Source organism: Neobacillus phoenicis (assembly GCF_047302305.1).
In the GTDB taxonomy this organism is placed as follows: Bacteria; Bacillota; Bacilli; order Bacillales; family Cytobacillaceae; genus Neobacillus.
The window spans coordinates 1,987,999-2,007,156 of record NZ_CP154847.1 but is presented as its reverse complement, the minus strand read 5'-3'; the positions used below and the strand labels follow the sequence as shown (position 1 = coordinate 2,007,156).

The 19,158-nt window shown below is 40.3% G+C and carries 20 protein-coding genes; 4 read left to right on the top strand and 16 right to left on the bottom strand.

Features of this window, described 5'->3' with window-relative positions:
• Positions 1-131: 131 nt before the first annotated feature.
• Positions 132-428 carry a post-transcriptional regulator gene (locus tag AA0X95_RS10270; RefSeq protein WP_413308541.1) on the bottom strand — a complete coding sequence of 99 codons (297 nt, stop codon included), beginning with the start codon at positions 426-428 and terminating at the stop codon, positions 132-134.
• A 138-nt stretch (positions 429-566) separates the two neighbouring features.
• Here AA0X95_RS10270 and spoVB point away from each other — a divergent pair, with 138 nt between their 5' ends.
• Positions 567-2,117, top strand: coding sequence for a stage V sporulation protein B (gene spoVB / locus AA0X95_RS10265; protein WP_413308539.1), 1,551 nt, complete (start codon positions 567-569; stop codon positions 2,115-2,117).
• Positions 2,118-2,156: 39 nt separating this feature from the next.
• On the opposite strand, the gene AA0X95_RS10260 is transcribed toward spoVB, so the two are convergent.
• Positions 2,157-2,819: a DUF421 domain-containing protein gene (locus AA0X95_RS10260; RefSeq protein ID WP_413308537.1), complete on the bottom strand. Its 663-nt coding sequence runs from the start codon at positions 2,817-2,819 to the stop codon at positions 2,157-2,159.
• A 256-nt stretch (positions 2,820-3,075) separates the two neighbouring features.
• Here AA0X95_RS10260 and AA0X95_RS10255 point away from each other — a divergent pair, with 256 nt between their 5' ends.
• On the top strand, positions 3,076-3,435 hold the full coding sequence (locus AA0X95_RS10255) for a TIGR04086 family membrane protein (RefSeq protein WP_413308535.1): 360 nt from the start codon (positions 3,076-3,078) through the stop codon (positions 3,433-3,435).
• Positions 3,436-3,489: 54 nt separating this feature from the next.
• On the opposite strand, the gene yajC is transcribed toward AA0X95_RS10255, so the two are convergent.
• From yajC to nadB, 12 genes are all read right to left on the bottom strand, one after another.
• The gene (gene yajC, locus AA0X95_RS10250; RefSeq protein ID WP_413308533.1) at positions 3,490-3,777 is read right to left on the bottom strand and encodes a preprotein translocase subunit YajC; all 288 of its coding nucleotides are present in this window, start codon (positions 3,775-3,777) and stop codon (positions 3,490-3,492) included.
• A gap of 29 nt (positions 3,778-3,806) precedes the next feature.
• Positions 3,807-4,994, bottom strand: coding sequence for a tRNA guanosine(34) transglycosylase Tgt (gene tgt / locus AA0X95_RS10245; protein ID WP_413309938.1), 1,188 nt, complete (start codon positions 4,992-4,994; stop codon positions 3,807-3,809).
• Positions 4,975-6,003, bottom strand: a complete 1,029-nt coding sequence (gene queA / locus AA0X95_RS10240) for a tRNA preQ1(34) S-adenosylmethionine ribosyltransferase-isomerase QueA (protein WP_413308531.1) — start codon at positions 6,001-6,003, stop codon at positions 4,975-4,977. The genes tgt and queA overlap by 20 nt, the downstream gene beginning before the upstream one ends.
• Positions 6,004-6,038: 35 nt before the next feature.
• Positions 6,039-7,043, bottom strand: coding sequence for a Holliday junction branch migration DNA helicase RuvB (gene ruvB, locus AA0X95_RS10235; RefSeq protein ID WP_413308529.1), 1,005 nt, complete (start codon positions 7,041-7,043; stop codon positions 6,039-6,041).
• A gap of 13 nt (positions 7,044-7,056) precedes the next feature.
• The gene (gene ruvA / locus AA0X95_RS10230) at positions 7,057-7,668 is read right to left on the bottom strand and encodes a Holliday junction branch migration protein RuvA (protein WP_413308527.1); all 612 of its coding nucleotides are present in this window, start codon (positions 7,666-7,668) and stop codon (positions 7,057-7,059) included.
• Positions 7,669-7,808: 140 nt separating this feature from the next.
• Positions 7,809-8,357 (bottom strand): BofC C-terminal domain-containing protein, encoded by a 549-nt coding sequence (locus AA0X95_RS10225; protein WP_413308525.1) that lies wholly within the window; start codon positions 8,355-8,357, stop codon positions 7,809-7,811.
• A 126-nt stretch (positions 8,358-8,483) separates the two neighbouring features.
• A complete protein-coding gene (locus tag AA0X95_RS10220; protein ID WP_413308523.1) occupies positions 8,484-9,176 on the bottom strand; it encodes a YhcN/YlaJ family sporulation lipoprotein in 693 nt (230 codons plus the stop codon).
• 100 nt (positions 9,177-9,276) lie between these two features.
• The gene (locus AA0X95_RS10215; protein ID WP_413308521.1) at positions 9,277-10,266 is read right to left on the bottom strand and encodes a phosphotransferase; all 990 of its coding nucleotides are present in this window, start codon (positions 10,264-10,266) and stop codon (positions 9,277-9,279) included.
• Entirely contained in the window at positions 10,253-11,986 is a 1,734-nt protein-coding gene (gene safA / locus AA0X95_RS10210) for a SafA/ExsA family spore coat assembly protein (RefSeq protein ID WP_413308519.1), read from the bottom strand. The genes AA0X95_RS10215 and safA overlap by 14 nt, the downstream gene beginning before the upstream one ends.
• Before the next feature lie 184 nt (positions 11,987-12,170).
• The gene (gene nadA, locus AA0X95_RS10205) at positions 12,171-13,268 is read right to left on the bottom strand and encodes a quinolinate synthase NadA (RefSeq protein WP_413308517.1); all 1,098 of its coding nucleotides are present in this window, start codon (positions 13,266-13,268) and stop codon (positions 12,171-12,173) included.
• Between the two features lies 1 nt (position 13,269).
• Positions 13,270-14,118 (bottom strand): carboxylating nicotinate-nucleotide diphosphorylase, encoded by an 849-nt coding sequence (gene nadC / locus AA0X95_RS10200; RefSeq protein WP_413308515.1) that lies wholly within the window; start codon positions 14,116-14,118, stop codon positions 13,270-13,272.
• Positions 14,087-15,664 carry an L-aspartate oxidase gene (gene nadB, locus AA0X95_RS10195; protein ID WP_413308513.1) on the bottom strand — a complete coding sequence of 526 codons (1,578 nt, stop codon included), beginning with the start codon at positions 15,662-15,664 and terminating at the stop codon, positions 14,087-14,089. Before nadB ends, nadC begins: the two co-directional genes overlap by 32 nt.
• A 154-nt stretch (positions 15,665-15,818) precedes the next feature.
• On the opposite strand from nadB, the gene AA0X95_RS10190 reads away from it, so the two are divergent.
• The gene (locus AA0X95_RS10190) at positions 15,819-16,949 is read left to right on the top strand and encodes an IscS subfamily cysteine desulfurase (RefSeq protein WP_413308511.1); all 1,131 of its coding nucleotides are present in this window, start codon (positions 15,819-15,821) and stop codon (positions 16,947-16,949) included.
• Between the two features lie 71 nt (positions 16,950-17,020).
• A complete protein-coding gene (locus AA0X95_RS10185) occupies positions 17,021-17,560 on the top strand; it encodes a transcription repressor NadR (protein ID WP_413308509.1) in 540 nt (179 codons plus the stop codon).
• Positions 17,561-17,765: 205 nt separating this feature from the next.
• Here the strand turns inward: AA0X95_RS10185 and pheA are convergent, their stop codons facing one another.
• Both pheA and AA0X95_RS10175 read right to left on the bottom strand, forming a co-directional pair.
• Complete coding sequence (pheA, locus tag AA0X95_RS10180) at positions 17,766-18,623, bottom strand: prephenate dehydratase (RefSeq protein ID WP_413308507.1); 858 nt, start codon at positions 18,621-18,623, stop codon at positions 17,766-17,768.
• A gap of 68 nt (positions 18,624-18,691) precedes the next feature.
• Entirely contained in the window at positions 18,692-19,147 is a 456-nt protein-coding gene (locus tag AA0X95_RS10175; protein WP_309860371.1) for an ACT domain-containing protein, read from the bottom strand.
• Positions 19,148-19,158: the final 11 nt, after the last annotated feature.

The following is a 19,158-nucleotide window of genomic DNA, read 5'->3' as shown; positions in this document are numbered from 1 at the left end:
TTCCTCCTTAGTGCATGTGCATTCGCACTATTACATAAAAACCGTTACAAGCCTTATATAAAAATAACAATAAAGTCACTGCTACCATTATGGAATAACTAAGAAAAGCTGTCAATTTGAAAAACGTGGGATTATTTCAATAACTCTTTCAATTCATTTTCATCATCAAAAGAAAACTCAACAGTTTTATATGCCTCAATGGTTGCATAGCTCATATAATCACTTACTCTCACAGAAAGAATTTCTTGGATAATCTCGTATAGCTTCATTTCATCCTTTAATTTTCTCCACTTTTTCTTAATTAAAAAATTCCAAAGCTCATTCTCCGATACTGAATCATATCCAAGCAAGTGAAATTCTGAAAGTTTACTTGCTAATGCGGGTTGTACTTGGATACGAAAATGATCGTATACGTGGCTATTATCCATTCAAACTGCCCCCCTGGGGAAAACCCCTGATTAATCGAACCTTACAAAAAGCTCTTACTACTTGTCATGCTTTGTCCACCCTTAGGCATATAGTTAATTGTATATGAATTCTTCTTTTTTGAGAAGGTGGGAATCAGCATGTCGAAGTTTTTAAAAGGGACGTTTATCCTATTAATTGCAGGATTAATTACAAGAGTACTTGGTTTTATTTATCGAATCGTTCTAGCGCGCAGTATTGGTGAGGAAGGCGTCGGTTTATATATGATGGCATATCCCACATTTATTCTTGTGGTCACGATTACACAGCTTGGGCTTCCGGTAGCTATCTCTAAAAACATCGCAGAGGCAGAGGCGAGACGGGATTATGCAGAAATAAAAAAAATACTCGTAGTCTCTCTTGCCATAACTATTGGATTATCAATCATTATTACGCCTGCTTTGATATTACTGGCTCCATTTTTATCTACTACGCTTTTCACTGATCAAAGAACGTATTATCCACTAATGGCGATTGCGCCAGCACTGCCTATTATTGCGGTCTCATCTGTTTTACGAGGATACTTTCAGGGACGCCAGAACATGCGCCCTTCAGCTATCTCTCAAGTATTAGAACAATTTGTAAGAATCACCATCATTGCAACAGCAACAAAAACATTCCTTCCTTATGGGGTTGAATACGCTGCAGCAGCAGCTATGGGGGCTTCTGTTTTAGGGGAATTACTTTCACTAATTTATCTATTAACTATGTTTAAATTAAAAAAGCGATTCAAGCTCAGAAAGAATTTCTTTCAATTTATCCATAAGGGAAAACGAACTTTTAATGAGTTAATGGAGATTGCCATTCCTACAATGGGAAGTCGAATGATTGGGTCGATTGCATGGTTCTTTGAACCGATTGTGGTAGCACATAGTTTAGCTCTTGCAGGGGTGGTTGCCGTGAATGCAACGAAACAATACGGTGCCTTAACCGGCTATGCCATGCCGTTATTAATGCTTCCATCATTTGTTACCTTTTCATTAGCTACTTCCCTTGTTCCGGCAATCAGTGAGGCAAATTCGAAAAATAACCATAAATTAATCGAGTATCGCCTCCAGCAAGCATTGAGGTTTGTCTTTTTAACAGGAGGACTGGCAGTCATTGTACTATACGTACTCGCTGACCCGCTCATGCAGCTTATGTACGGTTCTGCGAAGGGATCTTACTTCATTCAGATTATGGCACCATTTTTTCTTTTTTATTATTATCAAGGGCCACTGCAAGCCGTACTCCAAGCGCTAAATCTTGCACGAGCAGCAATGATTAATAGTTTAATTGGAGCGGTGGTTAAAACAGCCGTCATTTTTCTACTCGCTTCCCAGCCTGCCTTTGGCATTACCGGGGCAGCACTAGGAATTATCGTTGGCTTTGTCCTTGTTACAGGTCTACATTTTGCGACGGTTCTAAAGAAGGTGTCATTTTCCTTTTATATCCGGGACTATGTAAAGGGGTTCATAGCAATGGGAGTAGCCGCTTGGTGCGGCTACTGGCTCTTTGAAAATATTCTATTAGAGACACATTTGGTGATCCGTGTCGCTAACTCAGCCTTTTTCATGACCCTAACCTATTCAATCCTTCTCCTCCTTTTTGGTTTAATCAAAAAGGAGGAGCTTAAACGAATTCCTTGGATTGGAAAGTTTATTACCGTATAAAAACAGAAAAGGTTGACCCAATAAAGGGTCAGCCTCTTCTTAGTCTTCATCCTGTAGGTCAATGTAGAATTCACCATTCTCATAGCTACAAAATGAAATTTTCTTCACATCACGGTATCCTTTTTTCTTCAGTTCTTGGCGCAGCCATAAATTAGTCTTATTAATTCTTTTCAAGTTTTCTTCTTCAATGGACCCATCTAAGATTAACGGAACGGTAATATCCCCCTGCTTTTGCGGTTCATTACTATTCTTTAATTTTTCAATTACCGACAAGCTACCTGAGGATTCCAATATCGCAAATTCCACATCCGCAATGCTGCGAATATCCTTCTCCCTTAATTGGGTCATTAAATCATCAAAATTGTAACGTTGCTTCCGCATTGCTTTTTCATCAATTTTCCCTCGATTAATTATAATGCTGGGCTGGCCATCTACAAGATCCCGGAATCTTTTACTTTTTAAAGAAATCAATGCAAGGATAATTTGGATAAACATAAGGAGTACCATCGGTAAAATCGCATGAAAAATACGAACATTTGGCCTCTCGATAGCAACTACTGCTAGTTCACCAATCATGATAAAAACGACAAGATCGAGGATACTTAGCTCCCCAATTTCTCTCTTTCCCATGAAGCGAAAAATGACCAAAATCAGGAAATAAAAAAATATTGTTCGAACCACAATCGTTATAAAATCTTCCACAAATGTCGCCCCTTTTTTCCATTCGTATTCATTGTTTACAGTTTTGGAAAAAAAAATAAGGAGAATTATTTTCCAACGCTTTTAAAATAAGGAAAATCATAAAATTTTAATTCTACTTTCCTTCTTTCACGAATACGCTTGTACTAGGTAAAAAACTGTTTCTAAGGCCTTAGACTTTAACAAACTAGAGAGTCTGGCCTAAGGCAACTGAAGGAGGAGAGCTAAAATCGAATCGAAAAGCTTTGGTACATCAATTTTGTACGGATTAATTTTTATCTTTGCCTTTGCCGTAATTTCAAGCCTTATTTTTGCGTTTATTCTAAGGTATACCTCTGCTAAAGAAGGATCACTTCAATATGTAATTACGGCTTTATCTTTTATCGGGCTTTTTGGTGGAGGATTCCTTTCTGGAGGGAAGCGGAAAGAAAAGGGCTGGCTAATTGGGGGATTAACTGGGCTGATTTACTCCATTGTGGTTTTCTTATTCCAATATCTAGGCTACGATCACCTCTTTAGCGCAGAGCAAGTCATATATCATACCTGCTATACACTCATCGCCATGATGGGTGGAATTCTTGGGGTTAATATTTCAACAGGCAATACCAGATCAGCGTAACCACATGAATGAAAAAGGAAGCCATTTTATAAACGGCTTCCTTTTTGTGTACGATTACTTCGTTAAGCTAACGCTTCCTTCACCAGCTTCAGTGACTTCACGAATAGCAGAACGATCATATGTAAGACGGCTGCCGTCTCCACACTTAATGACTACTTTATTATCATCGATTGAGTCAATAAAACCGTGTAATCCACCGATCGTAACGATTTTATCACCTTTTTTCAATTCGTTTTGCATGTTCGCAACCGCTTTTTGGCGTTTTTGCTGCGGGCGGATCAGTAAGAAGTAAAATAACACAAACATTAAAATCAATGGAATGATTGTACTAATTCCTTGCATCTTGTTTCCCTCCTTTCAAAAAAGTTCTATTAGAAATTTTTCGCGTTCGGTTTATTAAAACCATAACGTTCAAAAAACTCTTCGCGGAAATCACCAAGCCTGTCTTCCATAATAGCTTGTCTGACTTTCTCCATTAATCTTAACAGAAAATATAGATTATGGTAAGACGTTAAACGAATTCCGAATGTTTCATCACATTTAATCAAATGACGAATATAGGCTCTACTATAATTTCGGCAAGTATAGCAATCGCAATTTTCATCAAGAGGACCGAAGTCTCTTGCATACTGTGCATTTTTTACTACCAATCTACCCGTACTTGTCATTAAGGTTCCATTTCTAGCAATACGAGTGGGCAATACACAGTCAAACATATCAATTCCACGGATTGCTCCATCAATTAAAGAATCTGGAGAACCTACACCCATTAAATATCTTGGTTTATTGTTTGGTAACAGTGGTGTAGTGAACTCAAGCACACGATTCATTACGTCCTTAGGTTCGCCAACGGATAAGCCTCCAACGGCATATCCAGGGAAATCAAGAGAGACAAGGTCCTTTGCACTTTGTTTACGAAGTTCCTCGTATTCTCCTCCTTGGACAATTCCAAAAAGTCCTTGGTCTTGAGGGCGTTGGTGAGCAGTTAAACAACGCTCAGCCCATCGTGACGTGCGTTCCACTGATTTCTTCATATATTCAAAGCTTGCAGGATATGGTGGGCATTCATCAAATGCCATCATAATATCTGAGCCTAGGGCATTTTGGATTTCCATAGCTTTTTCAGGCGAAAGGAATAGCTTTTCCCCGCTCATATGATTCCTAAAATGAACCCCTTCTTCTTCAATCTTTCGGAACTCACTTAAACTGAAAACTTGAAAACCTCCGGAATCTGTTAAAATAGCCCGGTCCCAGTTCATAAACTTATGAAGACCGCCAGCCTCCCTAATGATTTCATGTCCTGGTCTTAACCAAAGGTGATAGGTATTACTTAAAATAATCCCAGCACCCATTTCTTTTAGATCTTCAGGTGACATGGTTTTCACGGTCGCAAGTGTTCCCACCGGCATAAAAGCTGGTGTATCAAACGACCCGTGCGGTGTGTGCACCCGTCCTAGGCGGGCTCCCGTTTGTTTACATGTTTTAATTAACTCATAACGAATTGCAGTCAAATTTTTTTCTCCTTCCGTGTACGTAAGCTTAGATGAGTAACATGGCATCGCCAAAACTGAAAAAGCGATATCGTTCTTGAACTGCTGTCTCATAGGCATGCAAAACGTTCTCTCTCCCAGCTAATGCACTGACAAGCATAATCAAGGTTGATTTTGGCAGATGGAAGTTAGTAATCATTCCATCAATGGCCTTAAAGGTATAGCCTGGGTAAATAAAAATATTGGTCCATCCGCTGCCATCAACAAACTGTCCATCATTTGCAGAAGCGATGGTCTCCAGTGTCCTTGTTGAGGTAGTTCCGACTGATATAATCCTTCCCCCGTTGTTTCTTACTTCATTTAGTAATCGTGCCGTTCCATCTGTCATCATGTAAAATTCAGAATGCATATCATGCTCCAACACATCCTCGACATTTACAGGACGGAAGGTACCAAGTCCGACATGAAGCGTAATAAACGCAATGTGGACACCTTTTTCTCTTATTTCGTCCAATAAGCTTTCTGTAAAATGAAGGCCAGCTGTTGGGGCTGCTGCCGATCCAGGTTCACGGGCAAATACCGTTTGATATCTTTCCCTATCATCTAGCTGTTCTTTTATGTATGGTGGCAGCGGCATTTCACCCAATTGATCAAGAACCTCGTAAAATATTCCTTCGTATTTGAATTCCAATACTCTTCCACCATGTTCAGAGGTAGCTGTACAAACAGCAGTAAGAAGACCGTCACCAAAGTCGATAACTGTTCCTTCTTTTACTCTTTTCGCCGGTTTTACTAGTGTTTCCCACCGGTCACCTTCCAGTTGTTTTAACAGGAGGACTTCAATTTTAGCGCCAGTGTCTGTTTTAACACCAAAAAGGCGTGCAGGCAATACCCTTGTATCATTTAAGACAAGGCAATCCCCTTCACGCAAATACTCCGTAATATTTTTGAAAACTTCATGCTTAATTTCGCCTGTTTGCTTATTTAAGACCATTAATCGGCTGTCTGTCCGATTTAATAATGGAACTTGTGCGATTAATTCTTCTGGCAAATAAAAATCAAATAAATCTACTTTCATATTATGACATCCCTAATCTGTATAAAATGAGTTACCTATTGTTGAGAGGGTACTTCCATACCGAAGTGCTGATAGACTGCTGGTGTGACCATTCTTCCTCTTGGGGTTCTCTGTAAGAAGCCTATTTGTAGCAAGTATGGTTCATAGACGTCTTCTATGGTTTCTGATTCTTCACCAATCGAAGCAGCTATGGTATCAAGACCGACTGGACCTCCGCGAAACTTTTCGATAATTCCTTTTAGTAATTTGTGGTCTATATGATCAAGGCCAAGCCTATCTACCTGCAGCAGCTCCAATGCTTCTCTAGCAAGAAGTAGGTTTATTGTACCATTACCCTTTACTTGAGCAAAATCCCGCACCCTTCTAAGGAGGCGGTTCGCAATCCTTGGGGTTCCTCTTGATCTTCTAGCAATTTCTGCTGCAGAAGCCTCGTCTATTTCTGTTTCGAACAACTCAGCTGTACGTAAAACAATGTTTTTTAGCTGGTCTTCCTTATAATACTCGAGCCTGCTTAAAACTCCAAATCGATCGCGTAATGGAGCCGATAACGACCCCGCCCTTGTTGTCGCCCCCACCAAGGTAAAAGGTGGAAGATCAAGGCGAACAGAGCGTGCACTAGGACCTTTCCCAATAACGATATCAAGGCAGAAATCCTCCATCGCCGGATATAAAACCTCTTCAATCGTCCGCGGCAGTCGATGGATTTCATCTATAAAAAGCACATCCCCAGGCTCAAGTGCTGTTAGAATGGCTGCAAGGTCTCCAGGTCTCTCGATGGCAGGTCCTGCAGTGGTTCGAATGTTTACGCCCATCTCATTGGCAATAATCACGGCCAGTGTCGTCTTCCCTAAACCTGGAGGTCCATAAAGGAGAACATGGTCTAAGGTTTCCTTTCGAAGCTTGGCTGCCTTAATAAAAATTTCTAGGTTTTCCTTTACCTGATTCTGCCCAATATATTGCCTTAAGGTTTGTGGCCTCAAGCTTAGTTCAATACTTTTTTCACTCTCATTCACTTCACTTGAAATAATCCGCTCTTCCATCCATCATCACCACCTATTTTAAAAGCCGCTTTAGTGCATTTTTAATGTATTGGTCTGTTGACAGTTGTTCTTTTCTTAATTCAGGTGAAATCTTTTTGATTTCTTTTTCTGAATATCCGAGAGCCTTTAAAGCAAGAACCGCTTCTTCAAAAGCAGAATTGGTTTCTTGAGTATGTAAAGAAAGTTGATCTGCATTAAATAAGTTAGGGAAGAAATCCGGGACAATGTCCTGTAATTTTCCTTTTAAATCAAGAATCATTTGTCGGGCTGTCTTTTTCCCTACCCCTGGAAATTTAACAAGGAAACCTTCGTCTTCATTTTCAATTGCTGTAACCACCTGCTGTACTTCACCAGACGCAAGAATGGCAAGTGCTCCCTTGGGCCCGATCCCTGATACATTTAATAATTTAGTAAACAGCCTTTTTTCTTCTCTTGTTTCAAACCCGTAAAGGGCCATAATATCTTCGCGTACATAATGATACGTGTAGACAGTAACCATTGTCTCCAATTTACCAGAATAAATAAACGGATTGGGTGTGGAGATTTGATAGCCAATCCCATTGTTTTCCACCACAATATATTCTGGACTAATAAATTCAACAGTCCCTTTTATAAATTCATACAATACCATTCTCTCCTCTAGTTTCCTGTTGCTCTCATATGCACTGTCTTTCATTTTAACATAAGTATGAAACTGAATTGAAGAAAATAGGTCAGAGAAAGAAAAAATCAGGCTGAATGCCACTCAGTCTGATTGAAAAAGAACTATTCTTTTTTTATAGAATACGGCTTAAAGGTTTCTAACACTTCAACATAATGATCCTTTGATTTAATAGGTATTCCTTGTATCAAATCTTCTTGGGTTTTACTTTCTAGCTTCTTAATATCTATTTGAAAAAAGGATTGTATGATTTTTGAACGATCTGGTCTACCATTGAAAATAGTCAATACCCCGTCTTCAGTGATTCCAAAGAAGCCATTTGCTTTCAAAAGAGGGGAGATATCATCTACTTGTCTTCTAAATACCATTGTGGACTCATCCATATCAACCATCTGCCACTGCTCATATTTTGCCCAAAAGTTCTCCATTGACCAGCAAGTCTCGTGAACTACCTCTTGACTAATCTCTCCATCTAAATAGACTCTTTCTAAAATCACCGTCATGTGCAGTGGTTCTTTCTTCTGTTGATTTTGTGGGGGTACTTGTTGTGCAGCGGAGCCTGTGATTCCCGGTGCCCAGCCACTAAACATGAAGAGAGTAACAGCAAAAACGGCTAATCCAAACCGGTACATTGCTATCAAAGTGAACCTCATGCTCCTCACCTCTTATTGTTAAAATTGAACATAATCTACATTCCTAGTTTAGCCTTTCATTGCCTTTTTATCCCTCCTATACTTTTTCACTTAAAAAGAGCAAAGCCTGAAGCTTTGCTCTTTCATTTATTGTCCCCATTTATGTGGTTGACTATCGTTATGCTTGTTGCGATCACGCCCCATGGTTCCCTCATCTGTTAACACGGTAACATTTCTTCCCTTAGTATAAGGCATAACGGCATTCTTAATGGCCCTTTTTGTTTCAGCTGCCTTGCTGTTATCTGCTAACTTCACTGAAACAATCACGCTATTCCCATAAGCCACTGACCGTACATCCTGCACATTTTTAACGGATGCGACCTTCCTTCTGATTTTTGCTGTAACATTATCTTGGAAATCAGAATCGGTAGCAACACCAGTATTTCCAGTGTTTTTACTTAAATGACCGTGATAATTCATATCACTGGTACTGAATCGATTATCATGTTGAAAGAAATTTCGGTCTTTTGTTGCCAAAGGTTTCGTTGGATTGGTCGGATTGCCATTTTCATCCCTATTTTGAAGGATTCTTCTGTTATGCTCAGTTGTCAGCTGGTCTTCATTCCCAACCGTATGATCCATTATTTCTGTTATCCCACCATCATTATCACCAAATAGATTATCTTGTGATGAATGATTTTCATTTGAGTAGTATCCCATAGGCTGTGCTACGTTATTTTTCCCATTAACCCCTGCTCGATTATTATTATCTCCATTACATCCTGCCAGCCCAATTGTCATGATGGCTGAAAGAGGAATTATCCACTGTTTCTTGTTCAAGCGAAAAACCCCCTAAAATAACATCCTGAGATTGACCCTTTTTTCTGAGTCCATCTCTTTTATAGGGTGTTATTTTATAGGGGATTTCATTCTGGCAAAATCATTTTACTATTTCCTGTAAATGGTCAACAAACCTTTTTCTCGCGTAATACTGTTTAATCGATAAATCGGTTACTTGCTTTAATTTTACAGAATCAGTATACGATTTTTCTCTTATTAACCGGTTCCATTCCCGAAAAATATCGGCTGGATAGGCTAGTGCATACAGAAAAGCCTCTTCATGAGCATATTTCTTCATTTGGTTATGCTTGATAAGCTTTTCAAATGACCAATCTATTGAGGGAAGAATTCGGTTTGCATATTGTAAATAATCAAAAGCAGGTGGACCGATACAGATTAAATCAAAATCAATTAAATGCAAACTCCCCATGTGATCACGTAAAAAATTATGATGCGCCACATCACCGTGTAAAATCACCAAGGGGTCCTTGAAAAAATGACGATACTTTTTTTCCATTCCAGCAAGAGCCCATTTGGCCCAAGAAACCATATCCGCTAAGACCAACTCATTGATAAAATACTTTATAAAGGGAAAATTAGCAGTGAACATATTTAACCGATCTGTCCACTTTTCAAGTAGATGTCCTTTAGGAAGCAAGGTACGATATCTGGCCTCAAAGAGACTCGTGGTTTGATGAAATTGTTCTAGAAGCTCCAATCCTTCTTGACGATTTTTTTCAGTATGGAAAGAAAAGGCTGTTTTATGTGGAATCAGATATTCGATACATCCAAAATAAGTCCCTTCAAAAAATAGCTGATCCTTGACCAAAGGGGTTAAATAGGAATACGTTTTTGTAAATCCTTCCTTTTTGAGTGTATCAGTAAAGACTTCTTGAAGTTTAAGTCTGCTATTGGTGGAATAGCCTTTAATAATGTAAGTATTTTGCTCCGTTCTCAAAAAAATAACGGTTTTTCGCAGCGGTACAAACTGGATAATTTTTTCATAAAACTGGGACTGAAAATAAGAGAAGAGACGATTGTAATAATCATCGTCTCCTTTTTTGTTAGCTGACCTATTAATTGCTTTCATCACGGTAACCTGGCATACCGTAAGGAGTGCTTCCTGCTACTCCCATTCCATATGGATTCATATATGGTGGCTGAGCGACATTCATTGGCCCTGTATAAGGCGCACTGTAAATGGGTGGAGTCGGTGGTATAAAGGTTGATGGCATTGCAGCAGGAGCACTTTCAGCCGCTGGCATGGCACCCATATAAGGTGTTGGCACAGGACCACCACAACCACAGTCACCCATTGCACCTGTACCTACTGGAAGCCCCCCAGTTGGATAAGGGTTTTGCATATAAGGCATTTGACTGCCTGCAACAGGCATCATCATTTCTGGCGATTCAAAATCTGTCCCCCCATATGGGTTCATACCGCCCATTTGTGGATATCCGTATGGCATTTGGCCACCCATACCATAAGGGTTTGTCATTCCTGGGTTTCCGTACATCGTTCCAGGCATCATTGGAGCAGCTTGCATGGATTCTCCCGGGTGCTGTGATGGCATTGTTGTTGGAGCGGCGCCCATTGGCATTTGACCATAGCCCGCTGGCATCTGGCCGTAGCCCATTGGCATTTGACCCATTCCTGTTGGCATCTGACCATAGTCCATTGGCATTTGACCTATTCCTGTTGGCATCTGACCATAGTCCATTGGCATTTGGCCCATTCCTGTTGGCACTTGACCATAACCTGCTGGCATTTCGCCCATTCCCGACGGCATCTGACCGTAGCCCGATGGCATTTGGCCATATCCCGCTGGCATTTGACCAAATGCTGCTGGGTCCATGTAAGGATTTTGCATCTGCTGCTGGAATCCTGGGTTTTGGGCACCCATCATTGTTCCTGGGTTGTATGCCGGATTCATGACCGGTAATTGTGGCATAAAGGATGATGATTCATCATCATGGAAGTACGGGCCTGTCATACCAGGTGCAGCAGCTGTCATTGGAGCTACGCCTGGATTTCCCGGAACCATACCTGGAGCAGGCATACCTATTCCCTGCATTTGCGGATAAGGCATCATTGGCATCATTGGGAATCCACCAAACGGTGGGCAAAAACCTGGACCTGGCATAACCGGCGTCATAGGAACACATTGTTCTTGAACCGGCATTTCCGCAACTGGGGCTTCAACTGGTGGCGGTGCAGGAACAAAGTTCTCTTTCACTGGCATTTCTTTTATTGGCACTTCTTTCATAGGCACTTCTTTTATTGGCACTTCTTTCTTCGGTACCTCTTTTACTTCTGGAAGGATATTGGCTGGTTTAGGCGGCAGCTGGGGTTGCTGAACCGTCATATTTTGCATATTCATCATATAATAATTGTTAATATCAATCTCTGGGACGATTTGTAGTGGCATTTTTGGAGTATAAGGTGTTTTTGGTACTTCTTTTACAATAGGTTTTTCTTTGACAATTGGGACTTCTTTTTTTGGTGCCTCTTTTACAATTGGTGCTTCTACCATCGGCATTGGCACAGGTTTCTCTTTGGCGAACGGTTGCTCAGCAATCGGCTTTTCTTTCTTTACACCTAAATTGATTGTAGTTTCCGGTTTCGTTCCCATAGGGGTCTCTTTCTTTATGCTTCCTCCTGTTGTTGGAACTTTTATTTTCATACCGGGCATAATCATATCAGGGTTGCTGAGCTGTGAATTCAGCTTCTTCAGCTCTTCAAAATTCACGCCGTACTTCTTGGCGATCTTCCAAAGAGTATCCCCTTTCTGTACGATATGGATCTTCACTCTGATTTCCCTCCTATGCATAAGTCCATATAGTGTATGTGAAAATGGGCAAAGTGCTATCATTCTTCAAAAAAACTTATGCTGATTTTCAGAAAAATATGTATAAGGTCGAAAGAAAGGACAGACAGTGCTGTACAACTAAAAAAGATGTCATTTAGAGAAAATGACACCTTTTTTTACGGGATTATGAATTTTGCAGCATTCTTTCTAATGCCAGTTTTGCATTTTTTGAAATTTCCGGACTAACTTTAATAATATTTTGTGTTTCTTCCAAAGTCTCCAGGCTCCAAACTAAATGGGGCAGATCAATCCGGTTCATAGTAAGGCACGGGCACATATGTGGATTTAATGAAATGATTTTTTTATCTGGATGATTTTTTATTAATCGATTAACAAGATTCATTTCTGTTCCAATCGCCCAAGCTGTTCCAGACTCAGCATTCTCAATAGCATTTATTATATAACTAGTTGAGCCCGCCATATCCGCTAACTCGACTACTTCTCGGCGGCATTCCGGATGAACAATGATTTTCATATTGGGGTATTGGTATCTAGTATCAATAACATTTTGAACAGTAAAATTCTCATGAACCGAGCAATGCCCTTTCCATAAAATGACTTTAATTGCTGCAATATCACCATCAAACTCCAACTCATTGGTTATTGGATTCCAAATGGCCATCTCGTCTAATCCTATACCTAAATCAGCCGCAGTATTTCTGCCCAAATGCTGATCAGGCAGGAAAAGGATTCGTTCTTTTTGCTCAAATGCCCATTTTACCATTCTCTCAGCATTCGAAGAGGTTACAGTTGCTCCTCCATGGGCACCGACAAACCCTTTGATGGCTGCTGTTGAATTCACGTAGGTTAAAGGAAGAATCGTGTCGTCAAAAAGTTCCTGAAGCCGTTCCCAGGCTCGTTCTGTTTGCTGGATATCCGCCATATCAGCCATTGAACATCCTGCTCGCATATCTGGCAAGATTACCTTTTGCTTTTCAGATGTTAAAATATCAGCTGTTTCAGCCATGAAATGAACGCCACAGAAAACAATAAATTCTGCCTCGGCATTTTTCGCTGATAATTGTGCAAGCTGTAGAGAATCACCCGTCGCATCAGCAAACTGAACGACTTCATCTTTTTGATAATGATGCCCTGGAATAAACAAGCGGGACCCCAGGTGGTTCTTTATCTCCATTACCAGGGTTTCGAGCTCTTCACGTGTCATTTGCTTATATTTTTCAGGAATTATATTATTTTTTTCTAACGCTGCTAAAAAATTCACTTTACTCCACTCCTTTGTTCCATCGGACTTTTACACTTATGTCTAATGCGTTATAAGAATGAGTTAAGTAGCCAAGCGATATAAAATCAACACCGGTATCCCGGTAATCGGCGATATTTGTTAATTGGATTCCACCTGAAGCTTCGGTGATGATAGAAGATGGGACTAATTTAATCAATTCCTTAATTTCATCAGGTGTACGGTTATCAAACATAATGACATCTGCGCCTGCATTTACTGCTTCAAGCACTTGTTCTTTCGACTCAACTTCAACTTCCACCTTAACCATGTGACCAGCATTTTTTCTGATCGCTTCTACTGCTTTGGTAATGGAACCGGCGAAGGAGATGTGATTGTCTTTAATCATGACTCCATCGTATAATCCAAAACGATGATTAAAACCGCCTCCACAGCGTACAGCATATTTTTCAAGCATACGCAGGCCTGGCGTCGTCTTCCGTGTGTCACAGATTTTCGTATGACCACTGTCAAGAGTATTAACTGTTTTTCGAGTTAATGTGGCAATCCCACTCATCCGTTGGACAAGATTTAGGATAACTCTCTCTCCCTTTAGTAAATCAGCAATTTTCCCTGAAACGTGTGCAAGCTCTTGTCCAATTTCGAATGTCTGGCCATCTTTTACAAATACCTGTGTTGAAATAGTAGTATTTAATAGCTGGAACCCCGTTTTAATAATCTCCTCACCGCAAAAAATTCCAGCTTCTTTTGCCAGAAAAACAATCTCCCCATTTGTATCTTCTGTAAAAATTAAATCTGTTGTAATATCTTGTTCGCCGATGTCTTCAATAAAATATTGCTCAAGTAGCGAGCGCAGTTTTAGTGTGTTCATTGGGTTTCTCCACTCCATGTCTATATTTGTGAATAATTGATTTCCTTAACCACATTTTGTCGTCTTCCATTGGATAATCACTCCTAAAGTGACCACCCCTGCTTTCGGTCCTCTTTAATGCGGATTCTGTAATCAACTTGGAAATAATCAGCATAAAGACCTTTGTCATTTCTGCTGAAGAATAATCATCAAAATTGATTTCTTCCGACTTGTATTGGTCAATCCAGGCTAACTGCTTCATAAGATTACCTTCATTTCTAACAATTCCAACCCGATCCATCATTAAATCCCTTATCTGTTGGACATCTGGGAGATCCAAGATAACTTTCTTAAGAGGAGTATAGTATGGCTTCGAATCTAAAGATTGAGTTTCTTTTCTGCCTTCATTAATCCATTTTGATAATTGGTCGCCTTGATATAATCCTTCTAAAAGGGAGTTGCTGGCTAAACGATTGGCACCATGCAATCCCGTGCAGGAGGCTTCTCCAATCGCATACAGTCCCATAATGGAAGACCTGCCGATTAAGTCTGTTTTAATTCCTCCCATTAAAAAATGGCTGCCTGGAGCAACAGGAATTTTTCCATCCGAAATACGGATTCCATTTTCCTTGCAAATCGTTGTAACCGAAGGAAATCTTTTTTCAAATTCAGCAATTTTACTGATATCTAAATAAACCTGGTACCCTTTTTTCAGACATTCATATATTCTTTGTGAGACAACGTGTCTTGGGCCTAGATCTTTTAAAGGATGAACGCCCTCCATAATAGGTGTCCCGTCCTCCGTTATAAGGATTGCCCCTTCTCCTCTAACAGCTTCCGATATTAAGCCTTTTGTTTCACCGTTTACATACAAGAGTGTAGGGTGAAATTGAATAAATTCCATATCCACGATTTCCGCTCCTGCTAAATAGGCCATCGCAATCCCATCACCACTTACCGTTTTGGCGTTTGATGTGTAGCTATATAGTTGACCGCAGCCACCAGAAGCAATAATGACATTGGTGCCATAGAAACTTCTGATTGACCCATCTAAGTCTTTAGCTTTAACCCCGATACAGCGATTTTTTTTTGAATTTAGGAGTAATTCATAGGCGAAGACATTCTCTTCTACGATGACATTGCCGGGAAGCCGACTGATCAAATGCTCCATGACATTTTTACCAGTAGCATCACCACCGCCATGAACAATCCTCTTCTCGCTATGTGCCCCTTCCATCCCAAGAAAAAGTTCGCCCTGTTGATTTTTATCAAAAATTTCGCCTTGCTGAGCTATCTGCTTTATAAGCAAAGGTGCGGCATGAATGACTTGTTGGACCACATCTGAATTATTGTGAAACCTGCCTGCCTCCAGGGTATCGACCATATGTTTTGTTGGATGGTCATTTACCCCCAACGCTGCAGCAATCCCACCTTGGGCAAGATAGGAATTTGCGGTTCTTATCTTTTCTTTTGTGAGTATCCTCACATTTAAATCCAGCTTTAATTGATTGGCAAGCTGCAATGCCGCAACTCCACTTCCAATGATTAATACATCATCTTTGGTCATGTTCTTGACCCTCCTGACATAACAGGTGTCTTGACATATATATTTACATACAATTAAACTAAAAACAAGTACTTTAATAGAAAAATAGATGGACAGTTAACTAGAGCTCTAGATTCTAAGGATTTTATCAAAAATTGAGTATGGGAGAAGTTTCATGATATATTGTGATTTTGCAGCCACAACGCCTATGGATCCAGAAGTAGCACAGGTATATACGAAAGTTGCAACAGAATACTATGGCAATTCCAGCAGTCTCCATGATATCGGTGGACTTTCACATTCATTACTTGAAAATTGTCGAGAAGAACTAGCCAATCTTATCGGGATTGATAAAAGTGGTCTTTATTTTACCAGTGGTGGATCTGAAGCGAATTTTTTAGCGATTGAGGCCTTGTTGTCCTCCCCTAAAAAAGAAGGGAAACATATTATTGCTGGAATAGCCGAGCATTCATCTGTCCATGGAACGCTTAACCGGTTAAATAAGTCTGGATATGACATCACTTTGGTACCGTTTAATTCAGTGGGGCTGATTGATCAAGAACAGCTATTGCATGCAATAAAATCTGATACGATTTTGATGATCCTACAACATGTGAATTCCGAGATTGGAACCATCCAACCTATCGAAGAAATAGCTAAAGTATGTAACGTTAACCACATCCATCTGCACAGCGATATTGTTCAATCCTTTGGTAAAATAGATGTTACACCCATCGCACCTTATGTAAGTAGTTTATCTTTTTCCGGTCATAAAATTTATGGGCCAAAAGGGATTGGGGGAGCATATGTCGATCCCCGAATTAAGTGGGAACCATTTTTTCCAGGAGCCTCTCATGAAAAGGGATTCCGCCCTGGAACGTTAAATATACCAGCCATAGCTGCAATGACAGTAGCCGCACAGAAAATTCACGCAAGGCTCAGTGAGGATACCATTCACTTTCAATCGTTGAGGAGTCATTTTATCGAGACACTTGGTCCCATAAAAGACAGAATTAAGCTTTACCAGGCTGGTGGGGAGTCTCAGCTTCCTTCTATCATTGGACTTGGAATCAGCGGTATCCAGGGACAATGGTTGATGCTTGAGTGTAATCGATTAGGCTTTGCTATATCGACAGGAAGCGCTTGTCAGATTGGAATGCAACATCAAGCAAAAGTCACTCAGGCACTCGGGTTAAATAGGGAGGAAGCAAAGGAGTTTATACGTATCTCTTTTGGTCAAAGCACGAGCCTTGAAGATGTTGTCCGTCTTGGGAAAACGATTGTTACTATTGTAAAGACATTTTAAGTTGTACCCTTATTAAATTAAACTAAACTGTGCTAGAATAGTAAAACAGCATTAGATATAGGAGGAATTATATGGTAGAGCAAAAGAAAATATTGGGAGAGGAAAGGAGGTCCCTCATTCTTCAACAGTTAAAGGACAGCCCAAAACCGTTGACAGGTAGCGAGTTAGCTAGTAGAACAAATGTAAGCAGACAGGTGATTGTAGGGGATATCACACTGCTTAAGGCAAAAAATGAACCTATTATTGCAACCAGCCAAGGTTATATATATTTACAACAAAACTCCAATAACAGTACGTTTGAAAGGACGATTGCGTGCAGACATTCACCTGAAGATACTGAAAAGGAGCTTAATTTGCTTGTTGATCATGGTGTATTAGTGAAAGATGTCAAGATCGAACACACGGTTTACGGAGATTTAACTGCATCGATTATGGTTTCTAATCGCCAAGAGGTCAAACGGTTTATGCAAAATATCCAGAATACAGGGGCTTCGTTATTATCTCAGTTAACAGATGGAATCCACCTCCATACCATTTCAGCCTCTAGTATTGATGTATTAGATAAAGCCGAAGCCGCGTTAAAAGAAGAAGGCTACTTAATGGAATCATAAAAAAGGACTCGCTTATGCCAGCGGGTCCTTTTTTATGATTGTATGTTGATTTCCGTTCCAGGCACGAGCGATTCGCGGGCGTGCCGGGGAGCCTCCTCGTCGCTTCGCTCCTGCGGGGTCTCCCCTGCCCCGTACTCCCGCAGGAGTCTACGTGCCTTCCACTCCAATCAACATACAAAATTAACCATTAACACAGCCATATCTTTTAATCTAGTTTTACCATGATTGATGGATAGCTGCCTAATAATGTTACGCCGCAGCCTAATGCTTCTAACTCTGCCATAGCGCCCGGGATTAAAACTTCATCAAGTTTCATTTCAATGTCAATAATGAAAAAGTAATTGCCTATTCCTGTCTTCATCGGTCTTGATTCAATTTTTGAAAGGTTTAATTTTCTCCACGCAAAGGCAGATAACACTTGATGAAGCGCCCCGGCTTGGTCATCTGCTGGAAGCGTCACCATCAATGTTGTTTTATAATGAGACGATCCACTTAATGTTGAAAAATCAAAATCCGCTTCATTTAAAACCACAAAACGAGTATGGTTGTAGTCAAAATCATGAATGTTCCTTTTGACAATGGCCAGCCCATATTCGTTTGCAGCCAGTTCATTCGCAATCGCAGCACATTTTAATTCAGGACGTTCCATAACAAACTGAGCAGCCGCTGCCGTGGAAGATACAGCCTCAGATGGGATGCCTTTAAATTGATTATGTAAGAATTTATGGCATTGAGCAATGGCATGAGAATGACTGTAGATTTTGGAGACCTCCATCCAATTTTCTGCATTAGATGGATGGACCATAAGATGCTGCTTAATTGGTAACGTAATTTCCCCAACAATCGGCACCTGAACCATATGTGTTAAATAATCAAGCGTAATATTAACGGACCCTTCAAGGGCATTTTCAATCGGTACCACTGCAAGGTCTACCTCCTTTGCTACTAAGGCATCCATACTTTCAGGAATGGTGCGATACGGCATAAGATCAAATCCAGGAAAGACCTTCTTTACTGCGAGTTCTGTAAACGTAGCTTTTGGTCCTAAAAAACCAACCTTCATTCTTCTCCACCCCCAAGAATATAAAAAGAAGGCTGAAAACAGCCAAGCATAATGAACAATCAGTTCATTTATGCACCTGTTCCCAGCACTTCTACTTTCTCGACAAATTCAAGCTTTCTTAACTCAGAAAGCACTTCATCGAATCCCAAAGTCAAGTTCGATGTGTTTAACGACAACGTCACGTTAGCTCTGCCCTGAAGTGGAATCGTTTGATGAATAGTTAAGACATTACAGCCAGACGATGCAACTACTCCTAAAAGTTTGGAGAGAGTGCCGGAGCGATCCTCTAAATGGAAAAATAGGGTGATAAGCTTTTCCTTTGTAATCGTTGAAAAAGGAAAGACCGTATCTCTGTATTTATAATAGGCGCTTCTGCTTAAATCAACCTTTTGAACAGCATCTGCCACCGATTCTGCTTTGCCACGTTCAAGCATATCCTTCACATCTATGGTTTTTTTCATCGCTTCAGGCAACACATCTTCACGGACCAGATAAAATTTTTTATCAACGTTATCCATCTTCATCTCTCTACCTC